Source organism: Caenimonas sedimenti, assembly GCF_007833165.1.
Lineage (GTDB): Bacteria > Pseudomonadota > Gammaproteobacteria > Burkholderiales > Burkholderiaceae_C > Ramlibacter > Ramlibacter sedimenti.
In genome coordinates this window covers 109,087-134,340 of sequence record NZ_VOBQ01000018.1, presented here as the reverse complement: position 1 = coordinate 134,340, position 25,254 = coordinate 109,087, and the positions used below count along the sequence as shown (strand labels likewise).

The window sequence follows — 25,254 nt, the reverse complement described above, 5'->3', positions numbered from 1 at the left end:
CCGCCCAAGCTGGAAGAATCAGCCCCCATGACACCTTCCGCCCTTGCCCTCAACCGCTTCGGCCTCGGCGCCCGGCCGGACGACGCGCCGCCGGCCGATCCGCAACGCTGGCTGCTGTCGCAACTCGAGGCTTACGAGCCGCTGCCGGCCGCCTGGAAGCCGCTGCGGCGCACGCCCGCGCTGGTGGACGTCTGGAACACGATGCAGCGCTCGGTGCGGCAGGCGCCCGAAGGCCAGCGCAGCGGCATCCGCGAGGCCTACCTGCGGGAAGGCCGCACGGACTACGTGGCGGCGGTGGGCGCGCGCACCGCCAGCGCATTGCAGACGGCCACGCCCTTCGTCGAGCGGCTGGTGCATTTCTGGTCGAACCACTTCGCCGTGTCCGTCGACAAGCCGCTGATCATCGGCGTGGCCGGCAGCATGGAGGCCGATGCGATCCGCCCCCACGTGCTCGGCCGCTTCGAAGACCTGCTCCTGGCCGCCGTGCGGCACCCGGCCATGCTGCTGTTCCTGGACCAGGCCCAATCGATCGGCCCGCGCAGCCCCATGGGCGCGCGTTCCGAAGAGCGGCAGCAACGCGCGCGCGGCCTCAACGAGAACCTGGCTCGCGAGATCATGGAACTGCACACGCTGGGCGTTCGCAGCGGCTACACGCAGGAAGACGTGACGGAGTTCGCTCGCGCGCTCACCGGCTGGACGCTGCCGGGGGACGCCGGCGCCGCGACCGGCGCGACGTTCCGCTTCGTGCCGGCACTGCACGAGCCCGGGGCGCGCACGGTCCTCGGCCGCGTCTACGCCGAAGGCGGCGAGGAGCAGGCCAAAGCCGTGATCCGCGACCTGGTCGCCGCGCCGGCGACCGCGCAGCACATCGCACGCAAACTGGCCCGCCACTTCGTCGCCGACGAGCCGCCGGCGGCACTGGTGCAGAAGCTGGCGGACACCTTCACCCGGACCGGCGGCGATCTGCCCAGCGTCTACCGGGAGCTCATCGCATCGCCGCTGGCCTGGCAGCCCGCCAGCGCGAAATTCAAGTCCCCCTGGGACTGGACGATTTCCAGCCTGCGCGCGCTCGGCCGCAGCACGGTCCCGCCGGCGCGCGCGGCCGCCCTGATGACCCAGCTGGGACAACCGGTGTGGCGACCGGGCTCGCCGGCGGGCTACAACGACCTGGCCGCTACGTGGGCCGCGCCCGATGCTTTGATGCGCCGGGTCGAAGTCGCGCAAGGCCTGGTCCAGGAGGCAGGCGCCGGCATCGACGCGCGCAGCCTCGCGCCCCGTGTGCTGCCCGGCGCGTTGAGCGAGGCCACCGCGAGCGCCATTGCCCGCGCCGAAAGTAGCGGCACCGCGCTCGCGCTGTTGCTGGTTTCCCCCGAGTTCCTGAGGAGATAAGGAAATGAGCCTGGACCGACGCAGCTTTCTCGGCGCCGCCACGCTGCTGGGCGCACCACGCGTGCTGTTCGCGCAGGCCGCGACCGAGCGGCGCTTCATCTTCATCATCCAGCGCGGGGCGGCCGATGGCCTGAACATCGTCATCCCCTACGCGGAGCCTGCCTATGCGGGCCAGCGGGGCGCGCTGGCGATCGACGCGTCGGCGGCCTTGAAGCTGGACGGCACGTTCGCCCTGCATCCCGAGCTGCCCAAGCTGCGTGAGCTCTATGGCGCGGGGGAGGCCACCTTCCTGCATGCGGTGGCATCGCCCTACCGCGACCGCTCGCACTTCGACGGCCAGAACGTGCTGGAAACCGGCGGCAAAGCGCCGTACCAGTTGAAGGATGGCTGGATGAACCGCCTGCTGGGGCTGCTGCCCCGCAGCGGCAAGGATGCGATCGCCTTCTCGTCCGCGGTGCCCGTGGCGTTGCAGGGCGCGGCGCCGGTCACCACCTATGCGCAGTCCACCCTGCCGCAGGCCAACGAGGACCTGCTGATGCGCGTCGAGCAGCTCTACGCGCGTGATGCGCAGCTGCAGCCGCTCTGGACCTCCGCGCTCGAGGCCCGCGGCATGGCGGGCGGGGGCATGGGCGGCGGCGGGCGGCAGGACGGCGCAGCCCTCGGGCGCATCGCCGCGGGTTTCCTGGCACGCGCGGACGGGCCGCGCATCGCCATGATCGAGACCAGCGGCTGGGACACGCACAGCGGGCAGAACGCGCGCCTCGCCTTCCAGCTGCGGGGGCTCGATGGCCTGGTCGGCGCGCTGCGCGAGGGGATGGGCGACGCCTGGAAGCAGACCGTCGTCGTCGTGGCCACGGAGTTCGGCCGTACCGTCGCCGCGAACGGCACCGGCGGGACCGACCATGGCACGGCCTCCGCGGCCATGGTGCTTGGCGGCGCCGTGCACGGCGGCCGGATCCTGGCCGACTGGCCAGGGCTCGCGCCGCCCAACCTGTTCGAAGGGCGCGACCTGAAGCCGACCCTGGGGCTCGACGCCTTGCTCGCGTCCGCCTGCGCCGAGACCTTCAGGCTCGACCCGGAACGCGTGCTGCGTGCGCTGTTCCCCGAGGCCGTGCGCGGCAAGCCGGTGGCGGGGCTCCTGCGGGCTTAGCGCCCTGCTGCGTCAGGCTTGCCGCCGGGCTGAACGGATCACCATCCAGCCGAGCACCGCCAGAACGACCCCCGAGGCCTGGAACAGGAGGTCGTAAGTCAGGGGCGAAGGCGCGTATTCGTTGACATGGTGGATGCCGAGCAGAAGATGGTCGATCGCCCCCTCGACGAAGTTGAACAGCCCCCAGCCCAGCAGCCACGCGCCCCAGAACGTGCCCGCGGACCAGGAGACGTCGCGCCGGCCGCCGGCGCGAACCAGCATCCACAGGCCCAGCATCGTCATGGCCCAGACGGAGGCGTGAAAGATGCCGTCCCACAACATGTTGACCTTGGCGTCGACCAGGTTGGTGGGCGGCAGCCAGCCGGACAGCATGTTGTGCCACTGCAGGATCTGGTGGAACACGATGCCGTCCACAAACCCGCCCAGGCCGGCCCCCATCAGGATGCCGGCTGCCAGCAGTGGCCTGCGGTTACCGGACATGGGCATCGTCATGCCTCGACTCCGTGGTTCGATAGAGCCAGGTCGCCAGGAGGACGAGCAGGGCGACCGGCAACACCACCAACATCAGCCGCAGTGTGAAGTGGGAGTCGAACACCGAGGCGAAAACCATGGTCCGGCACGGCGAACAGGCCAGTGCCGGCCAGGGGCTGGCGAGCAGCAGGAGCAGCAGCACGATGCGTTGCGATGGCATGGACCCATCCTAGTCACTCACTGCACACCGGATCCGCTGGACAACAGAAAAATGGAAGCCTTCTTACGCCGAGCTGGCGCCAGCTGCCTATTCGCGTTCGATTTCCAGGTAGACCCGGCTGGCATTGCCGGGGTGCAGTTCCGCCGCATTGACCAGGCGGTCGAAGGGGCTCACGTCGAAGCTCCTGATCGCCTCGGAGATCTCCGTGTTCGCGTCGACGGCCTTCTTCATGTGCGCCCGAAGATTTCGCAGGTAGGCCAGGGTGTGCTGGCGGGCGAGCGCGAGGTCCGTCACACGGCCATGGCCGGGGACGATCCGGGCCGGCGCAAGTTGCTCCACGACAGCGAACGCCTCCAGCCAGCTGCGCGTGCTGCTAACGGGCAAGACGGCCAGCATCCGGTCGACGTAGACGATGTCCCCCGCGAAAAGCACGCGCGATTGCGGCAGCCAGACCATCAGGTCGCCCGGCGTGTGCCCGCCGCCACGATGGCGGAATTGCACTTCGACGCCATCCAGCTCCACACGGGCATCCGCCGTGCCGATCAAGCGCGTCGGCAGGGCCGGCACCGTTCCGTCCGCTTTGGCGCCGAGCAAGGCACGCAGCGCGGCCAGCTGATCGCCACCACGGGAGCGCATGTCCGGCACCGCGGCCGCATGCGCGATGAGCTCCGCGCCGCGCCCGGCGAAGTAGCCGTTGCCCAGCCAGCGGTGGTCCTGGCCACCGGTGTTCACCACCCAGCGCACCGGCTTGGCCGTGACCACGCGGACGGCTTCCTCGATCTGGCGCGCCGTTTCCTGGGTGGCCCCGCTGTCGATCAGGATCGCGCCGGTGCGCGTGAGGACCAGCCCGATGTTGGCGTTCAATCCCTCGTTGGCGGCTGTCCTCGGGCCGATGTCACCGATGTGGGCATAGACGCCGTCGGCCACGGGCTGGAAGCGGATGTCGACGGCGCCCGCGCCCGCCGGACCCACCAGCAGGATCGCCAGCAGCGCCTTCGTCCAGGTCTTCAGGATGTTCATGCGCGCCGACCTTAGCCGGTCGTGGACACGCCGTCTATAATCCGCCGCATCGGGGGAATGAGCAGACCCCCCGCCGCCAAGATGCGCAATGCATCCAAGCGCTGCTCCTGATCATGGGCGTTGCCCAGTTAGGAGTCATGGCTTGTCTCGGAACAGCTGGTACGCAGCCACCACCAGAACAACTACGGCGGCGCCGTCAATCGCCTCAACGCCATCGACATGCAGCTGTCGGCCCTGGACCAGGATTCCAGATCAACGGCCTGAAGCGCGAACAACTCGTCGCCACCAACTCGATGCAGGGCCTGAATGCGCGGTTCCTGGTGGGCGGCACGGGTTGCCGCTCGTCGACAAGCCACCCGGGCGCAAGTGCCGGTGCTGGTGATGCAGGTCCGGCGCATGCGGATGTGCATGCAGGGTGGGCCGGTGCACATGAGGATGACTGTGCGCGCCGGCGGGCATCGGGTCATGCCGGTGGTCGTGGTGCCCGTCGTCGTGCGTGTGGGCGTGTTCGTGCGACATGTGGTGATGCTGGTGCTCGTGCGCATGCCGTTCCAGGAGATGCAGGAACACGCCTGCGGCCATCAGGAAGCCGGCCGCGGCCATCATCCAGCCACCGCTGCGATCACCCAGCGCAACCGCGCCCAGCGCGCCGATGAAGGGTGCGCAGGCGAACACAGAGCCGGTGCGCGCCGCGCCGAAACTGCGCTGCGCCAGCAGGTAGAAGCGCAGCGACAAGCCGTAGCCGGTCGCGCCGATGGCCAGCAGGCCCAGGGCCGCGCCCGCCGCCGGCAGGGGCTCGGCCACGGCCACCGCCAGGGCGGTTGTGGCGGCTGTTCCCAAGGCGGACTTGGCCATCACGACCTGCCCAGGGTCCCGGTCGGCCAACGCGCGGGACGCCGTGTTGTCGGCGCCCCAGGCCGCCGTGGCGACCAGCACCGCCAGCAGGCCCCCGATCTGCCCGCTGCCGGCGGTCGCCTGCTCGAATGCCAGCAGCGCGCCACCACCCAACAGCAGCAGCATGGCGGCCCAGACGCGGCGATCCATGGTTTCGCCGTACAGCAACCATGCCAGCAGTGCCGTGAACAGCGCCTCGAGCGTGAGCATGAGGGAGGCGCCGGCGCCGCTCGCCCGCTGCAATCCCCAGGCGAGCGCCACCGGGCCCACGACCGCACCGAGGAACGCGACCACGGCCAGGCGCGGCGCATCGGCTCGCGTGAGCCGGGCCTCGCGCTCGGTGCCCCGCCGCAACGTGGCGCCGACCACGGCCGCTCCTGCGTAGAGCAACGCGGCCGTGGTGAACGGACCGAGGCCTTTGCCCAGCAGTTGCACCAACGGCGTCGACAGACCGAACAGGCCGGCGGCCAGCAGTGCCAGGAGGCCGCCCGATGCGGCCGGGCCGATGCTGCCCGTTGGCGCCTTCATCGGATCACTTCCAGGTGAAGTTCGTCGCCAGCACGGATGGCGATGGCGATGCAGTTCATGTCTGCTTCTACCTGATGTTGTCCCGGCTCGGGCTCAGGGGTGGAAATTTCCATGCCTTCATGTCGATGCCCCTCAGTCAGCCCTCTCCTACAGCTGCACAGGCAAACGGCGCTTGGACCCATGAGCTGGATCGCATACGCTCGATGCGCAACGAAAGCGCTCGTGAAACCAGATTCGCCCTCCGGACCGGAGGCACCCGCCCCTGCGCCGAAAGACCAGCGCTCCGGCGAAGGCGCCGGGTCGGCCATGGAGCGCATGCTCGACCTGGAACGCGCGCGGGCTGACGAATTGCCCTTGGCGAGCGTGGTGGACCCTGCATCGGCCCCATCCTCCGATGCGCCGGGCACTCAGCGGCCACGCTGAATCGCGAACATCAGGTCTTCCGGGTGCAGCAGCGCCTGGCAAAGCCGCCTCGCCGTTTCGTATTGATGCAGCGTGGCCCGCAGGCGCGGCTCCGCGCGCAACGCTTCCCAGACCGGCAGCAGGTCGCCGGCATCTCGTGTGCGGGCAAAGGCAAGACTCGCGGGCTCGCGCAGCAACACCGCCTTGCTGGCCGCCGACAGGGGTGGCAGCGTCTGGGCCGGTGCCGGGCTGAAATACACCACGCGCGGCGGCAAGGCCCGCTCCTTCAAGGGTGCAAGCTCCCGCAGCGACGCACCTGAAATGGCGACGGGTCCATCCGCCGATGAGAACAGGTAGCTGGCGCCGCCATCGGCCTGCGCGAAGGCCAGCAAGCCCCGGTGCAGGCGCGAGAAATCCGAAAGCGCGGACGCGGGCGAGGCCTTGACCTCGCCGAGCAGCACAATGCGCCCGCCCCCGGGGCCCGGCTCGATCAGCGCCACGTCCCACTCGTCTTTCGCCTTGCGCCGTTCGCCTGGGAATCCGCGTGGTGTCTTGAGTCCGCGCGCCAACTCCAACCCGACGTGGCCCCGCCGTTGCAGCACAAGGGCGATCGTCGCCAACGCGGCCACCGTCTGCGCCTCGGCGGAGTCACCGGCTTGCGCGGCCGCGCGGCCCTGCATGGCTGCTGCTTCGGTGCCGCCCGCGGGTCCGTGCGCACGCAGGAGCATCGTGTACTGGCTGACCGCGGGCAAGGCGCGAAGTGCGTCGCGCCGGGCGAGGCGATGCAAAGCCGGATGCTGAGCGACGGCTGTGTCGATGCGGCCGGCCATGCTGAGCAGGTCTTGCCAGCGACCGGCCCTGGCGAGCAGGTGAAGCGCTTCCAACCGCTGCCTCTCATTCGTTTCCGCACGCGGCAGCTTGCCGGGATGTGCGCATGCATCGACCAGGCGCCGGACGGTCCGGGCGTCCCTGGCCGCCTGAACTCGCAGGGCCGCGTATTCCTGCACCGACGCATCGCCGCCGCGCAGCAGCAACGCCTGGAACGCGCTGTCACCGGTGCCTGGATCCGCAGCCCGCGCGATCAGTGCGGCGAGCGCATCGATGAAGATTTCGCGCGCGCCGGGATGGTCGCCCAGGCGGAGGCTTTCGATCGCGAACGCGAGGGCGACATCGGCAGGAGCCGAGCGCGCGCCGGCGAGATCGGCGGGCAACGGCGCGGCCCGGTGCCGGCGCGGCGTGGCGGCAAGGGCGGCTGCAAGGTCCTCCATGGCGCAGCTGTCAGCGGCGGCTGAGCCCCGGCAGACCCGGCCGGAATTGCGGCCGCTTCCTACAGGCCGGCCGGGTGTTCCGGCCTAGATTGATTCGATCTGTTCGAAAGGAGACCGCCATGCCCGACGCCAAAGACAACATGAAACAGACGGGGGACACCCGCTTGCCGGAAGTGGAATCCGACTTCGATGCCCAGGAGGGCTCGACCGACGCCGTCGGCACGGAAGGCACGCCTTCGAACCGTGGCAGGGCCGCGGAGCTCGGGCAGGAAGGCAAGCCCGGGCGCGGGATCAACCAGGCCGGCTTCATCAAGGACCGCGACGCGCCCACCAGCGACAGCTACGGCAACACCCGCGATTCAGGCGAGACTTGAGCGGCTGCGGCCCCTGTCTTGCTATTGCCTTGGGTCATCGAGGCCTCCTGGATGGTGCGACCAGACGATTGTCCGGCGCCCATGAATCGCAGGAGTCGGCATGTGCAGGGGAATGTTGTCGGTTGCGGTTGATGAGGCTCGTGCATGTGGGCATCATCGCGCCCACAAGCCGAGGACGGCGACCACGCACACGTGGGAAAATGGCACATGCCGTTGCCTTGCCCCGAGACGCCTGCGCTGGTTCATACGTCCTTCTACAAGTTCACGCCATTGCCGCAGCCGCAAGTTGCAGCTGCGATGCTGCGCGAGCTGGTGGCGGAGCAAGCCGCGGGTGGGCTGGCTGGCAGCATTCTGGTTGCCGCTGAAGGGATCAACGGCATGCTGGCCGGGTCCCCGGCCGCCGTGGAGCGCTTTGAACAAGCGCTCCAGCGCGAGCCAGCCTTCACCGCAATGGCGTTCAAGCACAGTGCATGCGTCACCAGGCCCTTCGGCAAGGTGAGAGTGCAGGTCAAGAAGGAGATCGTTCCACTGGGGATCGAAGGGGTGGATGCTGCGCGCGCGACCGGCATCCAGGTCAGCCCGGTGGATTGGGGGAACCTGATCAAGCAGCCGGACGTGGTGCTGCTGGACAACCGGAACAGTTTCGAATACCGGCTGGGCCACTTCGAAGGGGCCATCGATCCGCAGGTGACGAATTTTCGCGACTTTCCCGATTTCGTGCGCACCCATGCCGCGGCATGGAAAGCCGGAGGCCAACGGGTGGCGATGTATTGCACCGGCGGCATCCGCTGCGAGAAGACCACCGCCTGGATGCTGGATCTGGGGTTGGTCGCCTACCAGCTGGAGGGCGGCATCCTCAACTACTTCCAGCAGGTGAAGGACCCCGGACTGGCCTGGAAAGGGGAGTGCTTCGTGTTCGACAACCGGGTTGCGCTGAACGCGAGCTTGCAGGAAACCGCGACCACGCTCGAAGATGTGTACCAGGGTGAGCACGACGGCCCGTGGCGGCTGCAACGTGCCCTTCGGCTCGCCGCAGCCGTCGCCGGGTAGCCATGCTGCCGATGCGCGATGGCGTCACGGCCAGCCAGGTGGCCCTGCCCGCGGGCCACTGGCCGTGCATCCTCGACTTCCTGGTGGAAAGGTTCCCCGGCGTCCGCGCGGCCGACTGGGTTGATCGCATTCAGGCGGGTGACGTGGTGGACGCATCTGGCCGCGCGGTCGCGGCGCGGCAGGCGTATGTTCCGCATGGGAAGCTCTACTACTACCGCACCGTCGCCGACGAGTCGCCCAATGCCGCGCAGGCCACCGTGCTGTTCGAGGACGAGCATCTCGTTGTGGCCGACAAGCCGCATTTTCTGCCGGTGACGCCGTCCGGCCCCTACCTGCAGGAAACGCTGCTGATCCGGTTGCGCCGCCAGCTCGGCCTGGCGGCGTTGACGCCTTTGCACCGGATCGACCGCGAGACTGCTGGCGTCGTGCTGTTCGCCAAGCAGCCGGCATTCCGCGGCGCCTACCAGACCCTCTTCGCCGGCCGCAAAGTCATGAAGCAGTACCAGGCTCTCGCGTCCAGCGACACGCGCTTGCAGTTCCCGTTGCACCGCACCAGCACCCTGCTCGCCAGCGATCACTTCATGCAGATGCGTGAGGCCGATGCGCGAGATGGCGCGAAGCCCAACGCACACACCGAAATCGAGCTGATGGAAACACGCGGACCGTGGGCCCGCTACCGCCTGCGCCCATCCACCGGCAAGCGCCACCAGTTGCGGGTGCACATGGCGGCACTCGGACTGCCCATCCTGGGCGACCGCATCTACCCCAACCTGCTCGGGCGAGGTGAAGACGAAACCACCAACCCGCTGAGACTACTCGCCGCCAGCGTTGCGTTCCGCGACCCGATCAGCGGGGAAGAACGCTGCTTTGCCAGCCGTCGGCAGTTGCGCTTTCCCGGGCCGGGTTGAAGGGTGACTCGCGGGGATCCACTCCTCCTGCATCCCGGCCAGGGCGCGGCGATGAACACAGAGGACGTCGCGGCAATTCACGATGCCGAACACCATGTGGACCGCAAAGCTGGCGACGGCGTGTCGTGGGCGAGCGTGCGAACGCACTCCCGCAGGAGGGCTGCCCCATCGACTTCCAGGTCGAGATGCGATCCTCCTGCAAGTCGCGTGTACTGGCACGCAGGGGCCGGGTGATACTGTGCGTCATGAAACACGTGACGCTTCCCTGTGGCGAAACGGTCGCGGCCCTCGGCCAGGGCACGTGGCGCATCGGCGACGACCCGGCCCGCCGGCGGGAAGAAATCGACTGCCTGCGGCGCGGGATCGACCTGGGCCTGACGCTCATCGATACCGCCGAAATGTATGGGGACGGCCTTTCGGAGGCGCTGGTCGGCGAGGCGATCGAAGGCCGGCGCGATGAGGTCTTCATCGTCAGCAAGGTCTATCCGCACAACGCGTCGCGCCGCTCGATGCAGGCCTCATGCGACAACAGCCTCAAGCGCTTGCGCGTCGAAGCGATCGACCTGTACCTGCTGCACTGGCCCGGCAACGTTCCGCTGGCGGAAACGGTGGAAGCCTTCGAAACGCTCCGGCGTGCCGGCAAGATCCGCCACTGGGGCGTGAGCAATCTCGACACCGCGCTGATGCGCGAGCTGCACGATGTTCCCGCCGGCCCGGCGGTGCAGACCGACCAGGTTCTCTACAACCTCGGCCGGCGCGGCATCGAATGGGACCTGCTGCCATGGCTTCACCAGCGCCACATCCCCGTGATGGCCTACTCGCCGCTTGAAGAGGGCCGGCTGCTGCGGCACCGCGGGCTGGTGCAGTTCGCAAAGAGCCATGGCATGACGCCAGCGCAAGTGGCCATCGCGTGGCTGCTGGCGCGGGACGGGGTGATCGCGATTCCCAAGACCGGAAGCCGCGAGCGGCTCGGGGACAATGCCCTGGCGCTGGAGCATCCGCTGACGATGGGCCAGGTACAGGAACTCGATGCGCTCTTTCCGCCGCCGAAAGGACCTGTGCCCCTCGAGATGATCTGAGGTCGCGACTTGCTCCGCGGCAAGCCCGCGGCTCATCTAAGGCTCGGTGGGCGCCATCACCTTGTCGGGCGTCATCGGCAGTTCGCGGATCCGGCGGCCGGTGGCGTGCCAGATCGCATTGGAAATCGCGGCGGCGACGCCAAGCCCGCCGATCTCGCCCACGCCCTTGGCGCCCAGGCGGCTGACGATGCGGTCGTCTTCCGGCACGAAGATGACCTCCAGTTCGTGGATGTCCGCATTCACCGGAACATGGTAGTTCGCCAGGTCCACCGTCACGAAGCGGCCGAGTGCCTGGTCGATCAAGGTGGCCTCGTGCAGCGCCTGCCCGATGCCCCAGACGATGCCGCCCAGCACCTGGCTGCGCGCCGTGAGCTCGTTGATGATGCGGCCGCACGCCGCCGCGCTCACCACCCGCGTGACCCGCACGGTGCCCATCGCTTCGTCCACCCGCACCTCGCAGAACACCGCCGAGTGCACGGCGCGCTCGTAGCGTCCCTGTTCATCCTCGTCGGGCTCGAGGTGGAAGCTCGCCTCGAGTTGGTCCACGCCCGAGGTCAGCAGTACTTCCTGCACGGACAGCCCGTTGCCGTCCTGCTGGCGCAGCCGCAGCTGGCCGCCGGCAAATTCCACCTCTGAAAGCTTGCTGTCCACCAGCGGGGACGCAGGGATGGCCCGCGCGAGCTGCCACGCCTTCTTGCGCAGCTTCTCGCAGGCGCCGTCCACCGCCGAGCCCACGCTGGCCACGTGCGACGAGCCGCCCTCGGTCGGCGCCCGCGGCAGCCGCGTGTCGGCGATGTGCACCCGCACGTCCTGCAGGCGCACGCCAAGCGCGGCCGCCGCCACTTGCGCCAGCACCGTATACGTCCTCGTGCCGATGTCGCTGGCCGCCGTTTCCACGTCGACGTGGCCATCGGCGTGCCACACCACCCGCGCTTGTGCTTCCTGCTGCTCGGCGATCCACTGGCCGCTGGCCATGCCCCAGCCCACCAGTTCGTGGCCCTCGCGCGTGCTGCGGGGCCGCGGGTTGCGTTTTGACCAGCCGAATCGTTTCGCCGCCCGTTCGTAGCACTCGCGCAGCTTCTTGCTCGAATACGGCTTGTCGCCAGAAGGCGCGCGCTCCGCGTCGTTGGCCAGGCGCAGCGCCAGCGGGTCCATGCCCAGCGCGTGCGCCAGTTCGTCCATGGCCACCTCCAGCGGGAACAGGCCGCTGGCCGCCCCGGGCGCGCGCATGTCCAGCGGCGTCGGCAGGTCCAGCGGCAGCAGGCGGTAGTCGCCGCGCAGGTTGTCGCAGCGGTAAAGCGTGCCCGACCAGCGCGTGACCATCTCCGTGAAGTCCTCCACGCGCGAGGTTTCGCCCACCGCCTCGTGGATCAGCGCCGTGAGCTTGCCGTCGCGTCGGGCGCCCAGGCGTAGGCGCTGCCAGAGCTCGGGCCGGTGTCCGAAGGTGAACATCTGCTGCCGGGTCAGCACGTCCGCCCCGGTTGATCAGACTCGATCCATTGGGCATCATCCCCCGATGAACCTCATCTGGAAACGCCGCCCATGACCGCCGGCACCGACCCCAGCGGCAGCACGGAAGCGGCGCCGGTCTCGAAGGCAGCGACACACCCGGTGGTGAGGGTCGCCTACCTCACCCGCGTCCTGACGTACCCCGGGTACCTGCTGGTCGTCATGTTGCACCTCTACCCGGACGGCATCACGCCGTTCCGGCTGGCGGTGGCGGCGGCCTACACCCTCGTCTGGCCGCACATCGGCTACTTCCTGGCCCGCCGCAGCCGTTCGCAGAAAACCGCCGAATTGCGCAACCTGATGCTCGATGCCCTGTTCATCGGCCTGTGGCTGCCCGCGCTCAAGTTCAGCCTCTGGCCGAGCATGGCGCTGGTACTGGGCGTGCTTTCCGGTAGCCTGAGCGTCGGTGGCCCCGCGCATGCGGCGCGGGGCGTCGGCCTGCTCGTGCTCGGGGCCCTGGGGTCCGGCGCATTCATCGGGTTCGAGCTGGAACCGGACGCGCGCCTCAGTGTTTCGCTCCTGAGCAGCACCGTGCTGTTCGGCTACATGACCACCTTCGCGTTCCTGTCGCATCAGCAAGCAAAACGCGTGCTGCATGGCCTGATCCAGATCCGCCAGCAGAACGGGGAGATCACCGAGAAAAGCCGCCTGCTCGAGCAGCGCGGCGCCGAACTGAAAGCGGCGAAGGACGCCGCGGAAGCGGCCAACCGCGAACTGAGCGAAACGCTCGCGCAACAGCGGATCGTGGTGGCGCAGAATGCGTTGCTCATTCGCGAGATCGAAGAAGCGAATGTCCAGCTCGAGTCGGCGAGTCAGCACAAGAGCGACTTCCTGGCGAACATGAGCCACGAGATCCGCACCCCGATGAACGCGATCCTCGGGATGACCTACCTGGCCCTCAAGACCGACCTTGACGCCCGCCAGCGTGACTATCTCGGCAAGGTGCAGCAGTCCGGCCAGCACCTCCTGGCCATCATCAACGACATCCTCGACCTGTCCAAGGTCGAGGCGGGACGGCTCGAACTGGAGACGGCCCCGTTCCGGCTCGAACAGCTGCTCACCAAGGTGGCCGACCTCGTGAGTGACAAGGCCAGCGCGAAGCGTCTGGAATTGCTGTTCGACGTCGCGCCGGACGTGCCCGGGGCCCTGTGCGGCGACGCCCTGCGGCTCTCGCAGATGCTGATCAACTACGTCAGCAACGCCGTCAAGTTCACGGAGCAGGGCGAGATCGACCTGGTGGTGCGCCTCGTGCGGCGCTTCGATGACGGCAGCGACGATGTCCTGCTGCGGTTCGAGGTGCGCGACACCGGCATCGGCCTCAGCCCCGAGCAGATCGGCAAGCTGTTCCAGAGTTTCCAGCAGGCCGATGTCTCCACGACCCGCAAGTACGGCGGCACCGGGCTGGGCCTGGCGCTCACCAAGATCCTGGCCCAGCAAATGGGAGGCGAAGTGGGCGTCGAGAGCATGCTGGGCGAAGGCTCCCGCTTCTGGTTCACGGCCCGCCTGGCCGTCGGGGCCCACAGCGCACGCGCGCCGCACCCCGGAATCGACGTGCGCGAGCGGCGCATCCTCGTCGTGGACGATCTGCATTCCGCGCGCGTCGTGTTGCACGACATGCTGGCCGCCATGCACTTCCAGGTCGATGTGGCCGACAGCGGCGAGGCTGCTTTGGCGTCCGTGGCGCGCGCGGATGCCGCGGGTGCCGGCTACGACATCGTCCTGCTCGACTGGAAGATGCCGGGCCTCGACGGGATCGAGACCGCCCGGCGGCTTCAATCGCTGGAACTGGCCCATCGGCCCCGGATGGCCATGCTCACGGCCTATGGCCGCGAGGAAGCGGCCGCCCAGGCGCGCCAGGCCGGCATCCTGACCTTGCTGAGCAAGCCAGTGGCGCCGTCACCGCTGTTCGACGCCATGATCGATTTGCTCGGCGGCGTTGCGAATCCCGGCCAGGAGGTCCCCCAGGTGCGGGCTGAAGATTTGCGCGCGATCGAGGGCGCGCGCATCCTGCTGGCCGAAGACAATGCCCTGAACCAGCAGGTGGCCGGTGAGATGCTGCGCGATGCCGGGCTGGTCGTCGACATCGCCGACAACGGCCGCATCGCGTGCAGCATGCTCCAGGCGGCCGGCGAGCCCTATGACCTGATCCTCATGGACATGCAGATGCCGGTGATGGATGGGCTGGCGGCCACCCGGATCATCCGCGCCGATCCGCGCTGGAACGCCGTCCCCATCGTGGGCCTGACGGCGAACGCCATGATCGAGAGCCGCCAGCAATGCATGCAGGCGGGGATGGTCGATTTCGTCACCAAGCCCATCGAGCCGGACGTGCTGTTTCGTGTCCTGCTGCAATGGATCGCGCCGCGGCGGGACGCGCGCACGGCCGGGAGGGAAGCGGCCGTGCCGGACGCCCAGGAGGGGCTGCCGTCCGCGATCCCTGGCCTCGACCAGGCCGTGGGATTGCGCCGCGTGCTGGGCATTCCGCAACGCTACAACAGCATGTTGCGCAGTTTCGCCGCCTCCCAGGGCGATGCCGTGACCGCCACCCGCAAGGCGCTGCGCGCCGGCGACGTGGCAACCGCATCCAGGTTGATCCATACTCTGAAGGGCCTGGCCGGCAACATCGCCGCCGGTGAGCTCCAGCAGGCCGCCGCCGCACTCGAACCCGCCCTTCCCACCGATGACGACCACCGCGACACGCTGCTCACCACACTCGATACGCTCCTGGCTCGCCAGATTGCCGCGATCCAGGCAGCGCTGCCGTCGGCCGCACCGGCCGGCGCCCCGACCGGATGGGACCCGCACCGGCTCGAGACGGTCTGCCAGCAGTTGCGCGTGCTGCTGGCGGCGGACGACGGCAACGCGGAGCGTGTCGTGGGCCAGAACACAACGCTGCTTGCCGCCGCTTTTCCGGATCACTTCGCTGAATTGCAGGACGCGGTGAACCAGTTCGACGCGCCGCGCGGACTCGCCGTGCTGAACGCCGCCATGGCCGACTCGAAGCTGGGAGCCTAGATGCAAGACACCCCGACGTCCAGGCGGCCGCTGGTGCTCGTCATCGACGACACGCCGCAGAACCTTTCGCTGATGCGCGACCTGCTCGATGCGCACTACACCGTCAAGCTGGCGCCCTCGGGCGCGCGAGGGCTGGAAATCGCGGCGGCGACACCGCCGGACCTGATCCTGCTGGACGTGATGATGCCGGACATGGACGGCTATGAAGTGTGCCGGCGCCTCAAGGCGGCGCCCGCCAGCGCCGACATTCCGGTCATCTTCGTCACGGCGATGACGGAGACCGAGAACGAGGAAGAGGGCCTAGCCCTGGGCGCCGTCGACTACATCACGAAGCCGATCTGCGCGCCCATCGTCCTGGCGCGCGTGCGCAGCCAACTGGCCCTGAAGGCCGCGGCCGACCTGCTGCGGAGCAGGAACGCGCTGCTCGCCGCTTCCAACGCGCGCGTCCAGGAGCTTCTGTACAACATCCTGCCCGTCGAGGTGGCCGACGAACTCTCGGCGTCCGGCGAGGTCAAGCCGGTCCGTCACGAATCCGCTTCGGTGCTGTTCACGGATTTCAGCGGTTTCACGCAGACGGCGTCGACGATGCCGGCGAACCGGATGGTCGCCGAACTGAACGACATCTTCGCGGCCTTCGACGACATCTGCGACGAACTGGGCGTGGAGAAGATCAAGACCATCGGCGACGCCTACATGGCAGCGGCCGGCCTGCCCAAGCCCTGCGACGACCACGCCCAGCGCTGCGTGCACGCCGGATTGCGCATGGCCGCGTACATGGCCATGCGGAATGAAAGCGCGGCCTTCAAATGGGATCTGCGCATCGGCATCCACTCGGGGCCGGTCGTCTCGGGCGTGGTCGGCAAGCGCAAATATGCTTTCGACATCTGGGGCGACTCGGTGAACCTCGCCGCGCGCATGGAAAGCGCCGGGGAGGTCGGCCGCGTCAACATCTCCGCCTACACCTACGACCTCGTGCGGGCCACGTTCAACTGCGAATACCGGGGCAAGCTCGACGCCAAGGGGAAAGGGCTGGTCGGGATGTACTTCGCCGATTCGGTCGCCGAACCCGCGCGGTGATCGACCGGAGGTCGCGCGCCCGCGCCTGAATCACCGGGTTGCCACTCCTGGCTCACTGAGCGGCCTGGATCTCCGTCACCGTGAACTTGCCGTCCTGGCTCGTCGCCGCGAAGCGGATCTTGTCGCCGGCCTTCACCTGGTCCAGCATGGCCGCGTCTTTCACGCCGAACACCATCGTCATCGGAGGCATGTCGAGGCTCTTGATCTCGCCGTGCTTCAAGGTGATCTTTCCCGCCGACTTGTCGACCTTGCGGACTTCGGCGTCGGTGAGCTGCACCTGCGCGGACTGCGCGGGTGCCGGCGTCGCTGGTTGCGCGATGGACGGGCCAGCGGCGAAGCACATGGCGGCTGCCAGGATGGTCAGGAGAGAATTTTTCATGGAGGACTCCTTGGATTGACGAACCCGGATCACTTGGCGGGCGAGACTTTGATCTTCCCGACCATGCCGGCCTGGTAGTGGCCGGCGATGAGGCAGGCGAAGTCGAACTCGCCGGGCCGATTGAAGTTCCACACGAGGGACCCCTGCTTGCCGGCGGCAACGTGGGCCATGTAGGGCTCATCGTGCTCCATGCCCGGGAACCTGGCCATCAGCGCGGCGTGCTCGTCGAGGGTTTTCTTGTCGCCGATGACCATTTCATGCAAGACCTTGCCCTTGTTGCGCACGACGAACTTGACCGTCTCGCCCTGCCTCACCTCGATGTTCGAGGGCGTGAAGCGCATGTCGTCGCTCATCGCGATCTCGATCGTGCGCCGGGCCGCCTTCGCGTTCCCGGCAATGCCCCAGGGCATCTGCTCCTTCCTGGTTGCGGCCGCGTTCCTGCTGGCGGCGTCCTTCTCGTGCGCCACGGCGCCGGCACCGATCGTTCCGATCGCTGCCGCCAGCAACAGATGTCTGACGAATCTCATGCGCGCCTCCTGGTGGTGTTCATGATTTCTCCTTGTTCAATGGCCACTGTGACCGGACGCGGGTTTGCGGACACGCACTTCGACCCCCTTCGCCGCGGGCGCCGCCGCCGCGGAAGGGGTGACAGAACTCGCACGCGCGGGTGTGGGCAGCTGACCCGTGAACTCATAGGCGACAGTGCCGGCCGGGTGCTTGAACCACCCCGGGTCCGAGTAGTCGCCGCGCTTCTGTTCGCGCCGAACCTTCACGGTGGTGAACATGCCGCCCATCTCGATGCCACCGAAGGGGCCTTGGCCGGTCATCATGGGAGCCGTGTTGTCGGGCAGTGCCATTTCCATCTCGCCCATGTCGGCCATGCCCCGCTCCCCCATGACCATGTAGTCGGGCACGAGCTTGGCGATCTTCCTGGCGACATCCCGGTGGTCCACGCCGATCATCGTCGGCACGTCGTGGCCCATGGCATTCATGGTGTGGTGCGACTTGTGGCAGTGGAACGCCCAGTCCCCCTCCTCGTCGGCCAGGAACTCGAGTTGCCGCATCTGCCCCACGGCGACGTCGGCGGAGACTTCCGGCCAGCGCGAGCCCTTGGGCGTGGGGCCACCGTCGGTGCCCGTCACGAAGAACTCGTGGCCGTGGATGTGCATGGGATGATTGGTCATCGTGAGGTTCCCCACCCTGATGCGCACCTTGTCCCCGTGCCGCACGTTCATCGAGTCGATGCCCGGGAAGATCCTGCTGTTGAAGGTCCACAGATTGAAGTCGAGCATCGTCATGATCTTGGGCGTGTAGGACCCCGGCTCGATGTCGTAGGCGTTGAGCAGGAACACGAAGTCGCGGTCGACCTCCTCGATGAGCGGGTGCTTGGCCTTCGGGTGCGTGACCCAGAAGCCCATCATCCCCATCGCCATCTGCGTCATCTCGTCCGCGTGCGGGTGATACATGAAGGTACCAGGCCGGCGAGCCGTGAACTCGTAGACGAAGGTCTTGCCAGGCTGGATCGACTTCTGCGTGAGCCCGCTGACGCCGTCCATCCCATTGGGGAGCCGCTGCCCGTGCCAGTGGATGCTGGTGTGCTCGGGAAGCTTGTTGGTGACGAAGACACGCACGCGGTCACCCTCGACCACTTCCATGGTGGGGCCCGGGGACTGGCCGTTGTAACCCCACAGGTGCGCCTTGAAACCCGGCGCCATCTCGCGGACGACGGGTTCGGCCACCAGGTGGAATTCCTTCACTCCTTGATTCATGCGCCAGGGCGCGGTCCACCCGTTGAGCGTCACGACCGGGTTGTAGGCGCGGCCCGTGTTCGGCACGAGGGGGGCCGCGGTGTCGGGCCTGGTCTGAAGGACGGGCTCGGGCAACGCGGCCATGGCCACCTTGTTCACGCTCGTCGCGCTCACCGCCCCAGCGATCGCGCCCATGCCCGTGAGAAAACGTCTTCTGCTGTTCTGGTTCATGGGTTTCTCCCTCAATGGCCCGCCTCGGGGGAGGCGGCGCCTCCCGCCGAGGTGGCGCTCGCGGCCGCGCCCGCGACGGGCCGGCCGATCAATGTGGCGGAGAGCGAAGCGTCGGCGAGCCAGAAGTCGCGCTGCGCCTCGATGGCGGAGATCACGCCCGACACCTGGTCACGAGCGTCGGCAAGGAGTTCGAAGACGCCGATCAGCATCCCGTTGTAGCGAAGCACGTTCTCCTCGGAAATGGTCTTGCGCAGCGGCACCATCTCGTCGCGCTGGTGCTTCGCCTGGTCGAAGGCGGTGCGATACGCCGAATAGCTCTCGCGCGCCTGCGAGCTCGCGGCGCGCGTGACGGCCTCATAGCGGTTCGCGGCCGCGAGGCTCCTCGCATCGAGCGCGGCGCTTCGAGTCGATCCCCAGTCGAAAACCGGCAGGCGCAACTCCAGCTCCCAGCCCCTCGTGGTCGATCTCCCTCCATTGCCCTCGAAGCGCGTGTCGCGCCTGGCCCCGAGCTCCACGTCCAGAAGGCTCGACGCCAGGTCGACGCCACGGGAGCGCCCGGCAGCTTCGAGCTCGAGGCGTGCCAGGCGCGCGTCCAGGCGCTGGGACGCCAAAGCCTTCGAGACCTCCTCGGGCCCCTTCGGAGCCTTGGGCAAGTCCGGCAGCCGCTCGGGCAGCTTCAAGTCGCGGGCCTGCGCGCCGGTCAGGCCCAGTTGCCTCGCAAGCGCCTCGCGCGAAGACACCGCGGCCTGGCGCGCCGTCGCGAGCCGCGACGTGGCGTCCGCGTAGAACAAGTGCTGGCGGGCCGCCTGCAGCCTGGTGAAGTTGCCCACCTGCTGCATGCGCCGCGCGAGCTCCGCGCTCGCCTCGGCCGCCTCTTTCACCTGGACGGCGTAGACCTCGACCTCGCGAGCCGCCACGGCCCGCACCCAGGCCTGCCTCGCGTTCGCCGCCTGGTCGACGATGGCCCCGGCCATCCTGATGCGCGCCTGCTCGGATTGGATCTGGGAGACGCGCGCACGCTGCGGCAAAGTGATCAGCTCGAAGAGGCCGACGGAGAGCAGGCGCCCGAGCTCGAGGTCGGCGCCTTCGCGCAGGCGTTCGAACGAAAAGGCGACGCCTCCCGGGAGCCCCCGCTGCCTGGCCTGCGCAAGCTCCCCCCAGCTGTCGGCGAGAGCGGCCTGGAACGCCGGGCTGTTGGCAAGGGCCAGCTGGGTGGCCCCGTCAGCGGTGAGCGGCTTTGATAGCAGTTCTGAGGCGAGCCTGGCGGCCTCCTCACGCTGTGTGACATCGCGTTGAAGCTCGGCTTTCGCGCGGCCGGAAACAGGACCGGCCAGCGCATTGGCTTCGCTGACGGCTGCTTCCATGTCTGGCGCGGCGCAGCCGGCCAGGGCGACGGCGACCCCGGCCGCGGCTAGCTTGAAGGTCCGCTTCATCGTTGATGTCCCTGGTGGGGGTTGCCAGGCTTCGACGGAGACGGCGCAGCACCCGATGGGCTCTGTCCGGCCGTCGGCGCCGGCTGCGCGCCGTGGATCTCGCGGGCGTATGCGCGCCAACCACCGATCTCGCGGACGGTGTCGTTCGACTTGCGCCAGTCCTGGACTTCGCCTGCTTCGAAGGGACGGTAGCCGTCAAAGGCCGACTGGTAGCCCGGCGCGTCGGCTGGCGCAGGCTGCGCCCCCAAGGGAATGCTCGCGGCAGCGATGGCCGCGGCCGCCAAAATGGTTCTCGTTCTATCTCTCATGGAGCCTCGCGTGATTCGTTGCGCGCGCCTGCGTCGCGCGGAGCGCGAGCAGGGTCGGGTCGGAAAAATGCGGCGGCACGCCCGGCACCAGACCGGGCGGCGCGCGGGGCTCAGCCGCGAGGCGGCTTGTCTGGGAGGGTCAGCGCCCGCGTGGAGACGCGGGCATGTGGTTGCGTCGGCGCCGCAGAGGGTGCGGGCGACGCGAGCGGGAGCGAGTCGAATCCACCGACGGCCTGCGCTTGGGAGCACGAGGCGCAGACCGGGCATGAGTGGCTCTGCATCGAGCCATCGTCTCCGGAATGGCTGGACGATGCGTCCGAGGCGGGCGCGGCGTGCTCATGGAGGCTGTGGTCGGCGCCGTGGCCGTGCGAGGCGTGGTCGAGGCCCCCCATCTCGGGCGCTGCATGGTGCCCTGGATGGGACGCGGCCTGCGCCATTCGCTGCGCCGCCTGCGACCCGCAAAACAGCATCGACGCAGCCGCCATCCCCTGCAGGGGAAGCGCGGCCATGAGGAGGCATGCAATGAAAAGGCGGAGGCGCACCATTGAACTTCGCATGCTAGCGCTCCGGGGATGGCTTGGCAACCTCGGCGGCATGAGGAACCCGTGCGCGCGTCGCACCCTCAGTGCGCCTTCTCCCAGTTCGGCCCCACCCCGATCTCCGCCAGCAGCGGCACGCGCAGCTCCGCCACGCCCGCCATCAGGCGCGGGATCTCGGTCCGCACCCACTCGACTTCATCCCCGGGCACCTCGAACACCAGTTCATCGTGCACCTGCATGATCATCTTCGTCTTGCGCTGCTGCTGGTCCAGCACGTCCTGCACCTTGACCATCGAGAGCTTGATCAGGTCGGCCGCCGTGCCCTGCATGGGCGCGTTGATGGCCTGGCGCTCGGCGCCGCCGCGGCGCGGGCCGTTCGGTGAATTGATCTCGGGCAGGTAGAGGCGGCGGCCGAACACGGTTTCCACGTAGCCGCGCGCCTTGGCCGACAGCCGCGTCTCATCCATGTAGGTCTTCACGCCCGGATAGCGCTCGAAATAGCGCTGGATGTAGCTCTTGGCCGCCGCGCTCTCGATGCCCAGGTTGCGCGCCAGCCCGAAGGCGCTCATGCCGTAGATCAGGCCGAAGTTGATGACCTTGGCATAGCGCCGCTGCTCGCTCGACACTTCCTCCAGCGCGACGCCGAACACCTCGGCCGCCGTCGCGCGGTGCACGTCGATGTTCTCGCGGAAGGCCCGCTGCAGGGCTTCGTCCTCGCTGATGTGCGCCATGATGCGCAGCTCGATCTGGCTGTAGTCGGCGCTGGCGATGAAGTGCCCGGGCGGCGCGATGAAGGCTTCGCGCACGCGGCGGCCCTCGACCGTCCGCACCGGGATGTTCTGCAGGTTGGGGTCGTTGCTCGACAAGCGCCCCGTCACGGCCACCGCCTGCGCGTAGTGGGTGTGGACGCGCCCCGTGCGCGGGTGCGCCATCTGCGCCAGCTTGTCGGTGTAGGTGCCCTTCAGCTTCGACAGGCTGCGATGCTCCAGCAGCTTGGCGGGCAGCGGATAGTCCTCAGCCAGTTCGACCAGCACTTCCTCGTCGGTGCTCGGTGCGCCGCTGGCCGTCTTGCGCTTCACCGGCAGCCCCAGCTTCCCGAACAGGATCTCGCCGATCTGCTTGGGGCTGCCCAGGTTGAAGGGCTGGCCGGCGAGGTCGTGCGCCTCCTGCTCCAGCGCCATCATGCGGTTGCCCAGTTCATGGCTTTGCTGCGCCAGCGACGCGGCGTCGATCAGCACCCCATTGCGCTCGACGCGGTACAGCGCCTCGCTGCTGCGCATCTCCAGGTCGTAGATGAAGCGCAGCTTGCTGTCGCGCTCCAGCTTGGGCCACAGGGCCAGGTGCACGTCGAGCGTCTGGTCGGAGTCCTCGCAGGAGTACTCCGCGGCCTTCTCGATCGGGACCTGGTTGAAGCGGATCTGGTGCGCGCCCTTGCCGGCGATGGTTTCGTAGTCGATGCCGGCGCGGCCCAGGTGGCGCTCGGCCAGGCTGGCCAGGCCGTGCGGCTTGTGCACTTCCAGCACGTAGCTTTGCAGCATGGTGTCGTGCAGGTAGCCCTGCACTTCGATGCCGTGGTTGGCGAACACGTGGCGGTCGTACTTGACGTGCTGGCCGAGCTTCTTCTTCTCGCCGTTCTCCAGCCAGGGCTTCAGGCGCGCCAGCACTTCGTCGCGCGGCAACTGGTCGGGCGCGCCCTGGTAGTCGTGGGTGAGCGGGATGTAGCAGGCGATCCCAGGCTCGGTGCTGAAGGACAGGCCCACGATGGTGGCCAGCATCTCGTCGAGCGAATCGGTTTCGGTGTCCAGCGCCACCAGCTCCGCCGCCTCGATGCGCGCGAGCCATGGTTCGAATTCTTCCCAGGTGAAGATGGTGTCGTACTGCAGGTTGGTGGCCTGCGACAGGCCGGAGAGGTCCGGCTCCTCGAACAGCCCGCCGGGGCCGGGGCCCGCGCCGACCCGCTTCTTGCTGCGGTGTTCCTCCAGCAGCTCCGGCGGCACGTCGTGGGTTTCCAGCTGCTTCACCAGGCCCTTGAAGCCGTAGCGGTCGTAGAACGCCTTGAGCTCCTCCACCTGCTGGCCGCCGATGACGATGTCCGCCAGGTCGGGGATGCCCGGGATGTGGTCCTTCAGGTCGCAATCCTTGCGGATGGTCACCAGGGCGCGCCCCTGCGGGATCCAGTCCAGCGCCTTGCGCAGGTTCTCGCCGACCGCGCCTTTCACCTTGTCGGCGTTGGCGACCAGATTGTCGAGCGAGCCGTATTCGGTCAGCAGCTTCACCGCCGTCTTGGGGCCGACCTTGTCGACGCCCGGCACGTTGTCGACCGTGTCACCCACGAGCGTCTGGTAGTCGACCATCAGCCGCGGCGGCACGCCGAACTCGGCCTCCACGCCGGCGGCATCGCGCCGGCGGTCGTTCATGGTGTCGATCACCACCACGTGGTCGTTCACCAGTTGCGACAGGTCCTTGTCGCCGCTGGAGATGACCGTGTGCACCCCCTGCTCCGTCGCCACGCAGGACAAGGTGCCGATGACGTCGTCGGCTTCCACGCCGGGCACGCTCAGCACTTTCCAGCCCATGAGGCGGACCACCTCGTGGATCGCGTCGATCTGCGAACGCAGGTCCGGCGGCATGGGCGAGCGCGTCGCCTTGTAGTCGGGATACAGGTCGTCGCGGAAGGTCTTGCCGGGCGCGTCGAACACGCACGCGGCGTAGTCGGCGCGCACGTCCTTGCGCAGCTTCTGCATCATGTTGATCATGCCGCGGATGGCCCCCGTGGCCGGGCTCGTGGGGTCGCCGGGCACCGCCCGCAGGTCGGGCATGGCGTGGAAGGCGCGGTAGAGGTAGCTGGAGCCGTCCACCAGCAGCAGGACTTTGGGTTCGGGCAAGGGGACTTGCGGACTGTCTTCGCTCATGGCCGGGATTGTGCCTGCGCCCTACAATCCAGCCATGCGCTCCACCCTGCTGCTCCTGACATCGGTTGTTGCCGCCGGCGGCGCCCTGGCGCAGGCCGCGCTGGTGCAGGAGTCCGCGCCGGCCGATCCCCGCCTCAACCAGAAGATCGAACGGATCGTCATCGAGGACGAAGGCAGCCGCGTGGAAGAGGTCCGGGTCGGCGGCCAGACGCAGAGCGTCACGGTGCAGCCGCGCGGCGCCCTGCCCGCCTACGAGATGCAACCGAACGACCTCGCGCGCAACCGTCCGGGCGACGGCCGGGAAGGCCTGTCCGGCAGTGGCGGCCGCCAGCGCGTCTGGAACGTGCTCAACTTCTGATGGCCGTCTTCACCGAGGTCTCCGAAGACGAGGCGCGTGCGCTGCTGCACACGCTGAAACTGGGTGAGCTGCGCGAGCTGCGCGGCATCCAGGGCGGCATCGAGAACACCAACTACTTCGCCACCACCGAGCGCGACGGCACGCCGCACGAGTACGTGCTCACGCTGTTCGAGCGTCTCGGGCCGGAACAGCTGCCGTTCTACCTGCACCTGATGAAGCACCTGGCGCAGCGCGGCATCCCGGTGCCCGACCCGCAGCCCGACGCGAACGGCGACATCCTGCACACGGTCTGCGGCAAGCCCGCCGCCGTGGTGAACAAGCTGCGCGGCAAGAGCGAACTCGCGCCGCTCGCCTCGCATTGCGCCGCCGTCGGCGCCATGCTGGCTCGCATGCACCTGGCCGGCCGCGACTACGACCGCCGCCAGCCGAACCTGCGCGGCCTCCCGTGGTGGAACGAGACGGTCCCCGTGGTGCTGCCCCACGTGAATGAATCGCAGGCGCAGCTGCTGCGCGGGGAACTGGCTTTCCAGAACCATGTGGCCGGCAGTTCCGCTCATGCGGCACTGCCCACCGGCCCCGTGCATGCCGACCTGTTCCGGGACAACGTGATGTTCGAAGCCGGGGAGCTCACCGGCTTCTTCGACTTCTATTTCGCCGGCACCGACACCTGGCTGTTCGACATCGCGGTGTGCCTGAACGACTGGTGCGTCGACCTGCCCACCGGCGCGCACGTGCCCGACCGCGCCGACGCCTTCCTGCGCGCCTACGCCGGCGTGCGCCCGCTGGCCGCCGCCGAGCGCCAGCTGCTGCCCGCCATGCTGCGCGCAGGCGCCTTGCGCTTCTGGATTTCGCGCCTCTGGGACTTCCACCTGCCGCGCGAGGCGGCCCTCCTGCAGGCCCACGACCCCGCCCATTTCGAGCGCGTCCTGCGCCAGCGGGTGCGTGCGCCGGCCGTCAGCTTGCCCGCGTTGCGTTAAATTTGTCACGCGGAC

Annotated in this window: 22 protein-coding genes; 10 read left to right on the top strand and 12 right to left on the bottom strand. The window is 68.5% G+C overall.

What is annotated here, in order from left to right:
• The first annotated feature begins 9 nt into the window (after nucleotides 1-9).
• Both FN976_RS22235 and FN976_RS22230 read left to right on the top strand, forming a co-directional pair.
• Complete coding sequence (locus FN976_RS22235) at nucleotides 10-1,389, top strand: DUF1800 domain-containing protein (RefSeq protein WP_432417887.1); 1,380 nt, start codon at nucleotides 10-12, stop codon at nucleotides 1,387-1,389.
• Nucleotides 1,390-1,393: 4 nt separating this feature from the next.
• Nucleotides 1,394-2,539, top strand: coding sequence for a DUF1501 domain-containing protein (locus tag FN976_RS22230; RefSeq protein ID WP_145895258.1), 1,146 nt, complete (start codon nucleotides 1,394-1,396; stop codon nucleotides 2,537-2,539).
• A gap of 12 nt (nucleotides 2,540-2,551) precedes the next feature.
• On the opposite strand, the gene FN976_RS22225 is transcribed toward FN976_RS22230, so the two are convergent.
• From FN976_RS22225 to FN976_RS22200, 5 genes are all read right to left on the bottom strand, one after another.
• On the bottom strand, nucleotides 2,552-3,031 hold the full coding sequence (locus FN976_RS22225; RefSeq protein WP_222432866.1) for a DUF2243 domain-containing protein: 480 nt from the start codon (nucleotides 3,029-3,031) through the stop codon (nucleotides 2,552-2,554).
• Nucleotides 3,009-3,230, bottom strand: a complete 222-nt coding sequence (locus FN976_RS22220) for a hypothetical protein (RefSeq protein WP_145895257.1) — start codon at nucleotides 3,228-3,230, stop codon at nucleotides 3,009-3,011. The genes FN976_RS22225 and FN976_RS22220 overlap by 23 nt, the downstream gene beginning before the upstream one ends.
• An 87-nt stretch (nucleotides 3,231-3,317) precedes the next feature.
• Nucleotides 3,318-4,250: an MBL fold metallo-hydrolase gene (locus FN976_RS22215; protein ID WP_145895256.1), complete on the bottom strand. Its 933-nt coding sequence runs from the start codon at nucleotides 4,248-4,250 to the stop codon at nucleotides 3,318-3,320.
• A gap of 252 nt (nucleotides 4,251-4,502) precedes the next feature.
• The gene (locus tag FN976_RS22205; RefSeq protein ID WP_145895255.1) at nucleotides 4,503-5,672 is read right to left on the bottom strand and encodes a DMT family transporter; all 1,170 of its coding nucleotides are present in this window, start codon (nucleotides 5,670-5,672) and stop codon (nucleotides 4,503-4,505) included.
• Nucleotides 5,673-6,079: 407 nt separating this feature from the next.
• Nucleotides 6,080-7,342, bottom strand: a complete 1,263-nt coding sequence (locus FN976_RS22200; RefSeq protein WP_145895254.1) for a hypothetical protein — start codon at nucleotides 7,340-7,342, stop codon at nucleotides 6,080-6,082.
• A gap of 119 nt (nucleotides 7,343-7,461) precedes the next feature.
• Between FN976_RS22200 and FN976_RS22195 the strand changes: the two genes are divergently transcribed.
• From FN976_RS22195 to FN976_RS22180, 4 genes are all read left to right on the top strand, one after another.
• Nucleotides 7,462-7,716 carry a hypothetical protein gene (locus tag FN976_RS22195; protein ID WP_145895253.1) on the top strand — a complete coding sequence of 85 codons (255 nt, stop codon included), beginning with the start codon at nucleotides 7,462-7,464 and terminating at the stop codon, nucleotides 7,714-7,716.
• Between the two features lie 207 nt (nucleotides 7,717-7,923).
• Nucleotides 7,924-8,766 (top strand): oxygen-dependent tRNA uridine(34) hydroxylase TrhO, encoded by an 843-nt coding sequence (gene trhO / locus FN976_RS22190; protein ID WP_186511095.1) that lies wholly within the window; start codon nucleotides 7,924-7,926, stop codon nucleotides 8,764-8,766.
• Between the two features lie 2 nt (nucleotides 8,767-8,768).
• Complete coding sequence (locus FN976_RS22185; protein ID WP_255440713.1) at nucleotides 8,769-9,674, top strand: pseudouridine synthase; 906 nt, start codon at nucleotides 8,769-8,771, stop codon at nucleotides 9,672-9,674.
• 245 nt (nucleotides 9,675-9,919) lie between these two features.
• Entirely contained in the window at nucleotides 9,920-10,753 is an 834-nt protein-coding gene (locus FN976_RS22180; RefSeq protein WP_145895251.1) for an aldo/keto reductase, read from the top strand.
• A gap of 36 nt (nucleotides 10,754-10,789) precedes the next feature.
• On the opposite strand, the gene FN976_RS22175 is transcribed toward FN976_RS22180, so the two are convergent.
• Entirely contained in the window at nucleotides 10,790-12,223 is a 1,434-nt protein-coding gene (locus FN976_RS22175; protein WP_255440712.1) for a xanthine dehydrogenase family protein molybdopterin-binding subunit, read from the bottom strand.
• Nucleotides 12,224-12,295: 72 nt separating this feature from the next.
• Between FN976_RS22175 and FN976_RS22170 the strand changes: the two genes are divergently transcribed.
• Nucleotides 12,296-15,277 carry a response regulator gene (locus tag FN976_RS22170; RefSeq protein WP_145895250.1) on the top strand — a complete coding sequence of 994 codons (2,982 nt, stop codon included), beginning with the start codon at nucleotides 12,296-12,298 and terminating at the stop codon, nucleotides 15,275-15,277.
• Nucleotides 15,278-16,354, top strand: a complete 1,077-nt coding sequence (locus FN976_RS29655) for an adenylate/guanylate cyclase domain-containing protein (protein WP_145895249.1) — start codon at nucleotides 15,278-15,280, stop codon at nucleotides 16,352-16,354.
• 52 nt (nucleotides 16,355-16,406) lie between these two features.
• Here FN976_RS29655 and FN976_RS22160 read toward each other — a convergent pair whose 3' ends face one another.
• From FN976_RS22160 to polA, 6 genes are all read right to left on the bottom strand, one after another.
• Entirely contained in the window at nucleotides 16,407-16,733 is a 327-nt protein-coding gene (locus tag FN976_RS22160) for a copper-binding protein (RefSeq protein ID WP_145895248.1), read from the bottom strand.
• Nucleotides 16,734-16,762: 29 nt separating this feature from the next.
• Entirely contained in the window at nucleotides 16,763-17,260 is a 498-nt protein-coding gene (locus FN976_RS22155; protein ID WP_145895247.1) for a cupredoxin domain-containing protein, read from the bottom strand.
• 36 nt (nucleotides 17,261-17,296) lie between these two features.
• Nucleotides 17,297-18,712: a multicopper oxidase family protein gene (locus FN976_RS22150; protein WP_145895246.1), complete on the bottom strand. Its 1,416-nt coding sequence runs from the start codon at nucleotides 18,710-18,712 to the stop codon at nucleotides 17,297-17,299.
• Between the two features lie 11 nt (nucleotides 18,713-18,723).
• Entirely contained in the window at nucleotides 18,724-20,145 is a 1,422-nt protein-coding gene (locus tag FN976_RS22145) for a TolC family protein (RefSeq protein ID WP_145895245.1), read from the bottom strand.
• Nucleotides 20,142-20,429 (bottom strand): hypothetical protein, encoded by a 288-nt coding sequence (locus tag FN976_RS22140; RefSeq protein ID WP_186511093.1) that lies wholly within the window; start codon nucleotides 20,427-20,429, stop codon nucleotides 20,142-20,144. The genes FN976_RS22145 and FN976_RS22140 overlap by 4 nt, the downstream gene beginning before the upstream one ends.
• A 646-nt stretch (nucleotides 20,430-21,075) precedes the next feature.
• Nucleotides 21,076-23,904 (bottom strand): DNA polymerase I, encoded by a 2,829-nt coding sequence (gene polA / locus FN976_RS22135; RefSeq protein ID WP_432417885.1) that lies wholly within the window; start codon nucleotides 23,902-23,904, stop codon nucleotides 21,076-21,078.
• Between the two features lie 34 nt (nucleotides 23,905-23,938).
• Here polA and FN976_RS22130 point away from each other — a divergent pair, with 34 nt between their 5' ends.
• Both FN976_RS22130 and FN976_RS22125 read left to right on the top strand, forming a co-directional pair.
• Complete coding sequence (locus tag FN976_RS22130) at nucleotides 23,939-24,262, top strand: hypothetical protein (protein WP_145895244.1); 324 nt, start codon at nucleotides 23,939-23,941, stop codon at nucleotides 24,260-24,262.
• Nucleotides 24,262-25,239 (top strand): homoserine kinase, encoded by a 978-nt coding sequence (locus FN976_RS22125; RefSeq protein ID WP_145895243.1) that lies wholly within the window; start codon nucleotides 24,262-24,264, stop codon nucleotides 25,237-25,239. Before FN976_RS22130 ends, FN976_RS22125 begins: the two co-directional genes overlap by 1 nt.
• The last annotated feature ends 15 nt before the right edge of the window (nucleotides 25,240-25,254 follow it).

Coding starts and splice junctions, on each gene's coding strand:
- FN976_RS22230 (WP_145895258.1), top strand. CDS start 1,394: ATGAGCCTGGACCGACGCAGCTTTCTCGGCGCCGCCACGCTGCTGGGC.
- FN976_RS22225 (WP_222432866.1), bottom strand. CDS start 3,031: ATGACGATGCCCATGTCCGGTAACCGCAGGCCACTGCTGGCAGCCGGC.
- FN976_RS22220 (WP_145895257.1), bottom strand. CDS start 3,230: ATGCCATCGCAACGCATCGTGCTGCTGCTCCTGCTGCTCGCCAGCCCC.
- FN976_RS22215 (WP_145895256.1), bottom strand. CDS start 4,250: ATGAACATCCTGAAGACCTGGACGAAGGCGCTGCTGGCGATCCTGCTG.
- FN976_RS22205 (WP_145895255.1), bottom strand. CDS start 5,672: ATGAAGGCGCCAACGGGCAGCATCGGCCCGGCCGCATCGGGCGGCCTC.
- FN976_RS22200 (WP_145895254.1), bottom strand. CDS start 7,342: ATGGAGGACCTTGCAGCCGCCCTTGCCGCCACGCCGCGCCGGCACCGG.
- FN976_RS22195 (WP_145895253.1), top strand. CDS start 7,462: ATGCCCGACGCCAAAGACAACATGAAACAGACGGGGGACACCCGCTTG.
- trhO (WP_186511095.1), top strand. CDS start 7,924: ATGCCGTTGCCTTGCCCCGAGACGCCTGCGCTGGTTCATACGTCCTTC.
- FN976_RS22185 (WP_255440713.1), top strand. CDS start 8,769: ATGCTGCCGATGCGCGATGGCGTCACGGCCAGCCAGGTGGCCCTGCCC.
- FN976_RS22180 (WP_145895251.1), top strand. CDS start 9,920: ATGAAACACGTGACGCTTCCCTGTGGCGAAACGGTCGCGGCCCTCGGC.
- FN976_RS22170 (WP_145895250.1), top strand. CDS start 12,296: ATGACCGCCGGCACCGACCCCAGCGGCAGCACGGAAGCGGCGCCGGTC.
- FN976_RS29655 (WP_145895249.1), top strand. CDS start 15,278: ATGCAAGACACCCCGACGTCCAGGCGGCCGCTGGTGCTCGTCATCGAC.
- FN976_RS22160 (WP_145895248.1), bottom strand. CDS start 16,733: ATGAAAAATTCTCTCCTGACCATCCTGGCAGCCGCCATGTGCTTCGCC.
- FN976_RS22155 (WP_145895247.1), bottom strand. CDS start 17,260: ATGAGATTCGTCAGACATCTGTTGCTGGCGGCAGCGATCGGAACGATC.
- FN976_RS22150 (WP_145895246.1), bottom strand. CDS start 18,712: ATGAACCAGAACAGCAGAAGACGTTTTCTCACGGGCATGGGCGCGATC.
- FN976_RS22145 (WP_145895245.1), bottom strand. CDS start 20,145: ATGAAGCGGACCTTCAAGCTAGCCGCGGCCGGGGTCGCCGTCGCCCTG.
- polA (WP_432417885.1), bottom strand. CDS start 23,904: ATGAGCGAAGACAGTCCGCAAGTCCCCTTGCCCGAACCCAAAGTCCTG.
- FN976_RS22130 (WP_145895244.1), top strand. CDS start 23,939: ATGCGCTCCACCCTGCTGCTCCTGACATCGGTTGTTGCCGCCGGCGGC.
- FN976_RS22125 (WP_145895243.1), top strand. CDS start 24,262: ATGGCCGTCTTCACCGAGGTCTCCGAAGACGAGGCGCGTGCGCTGCTG.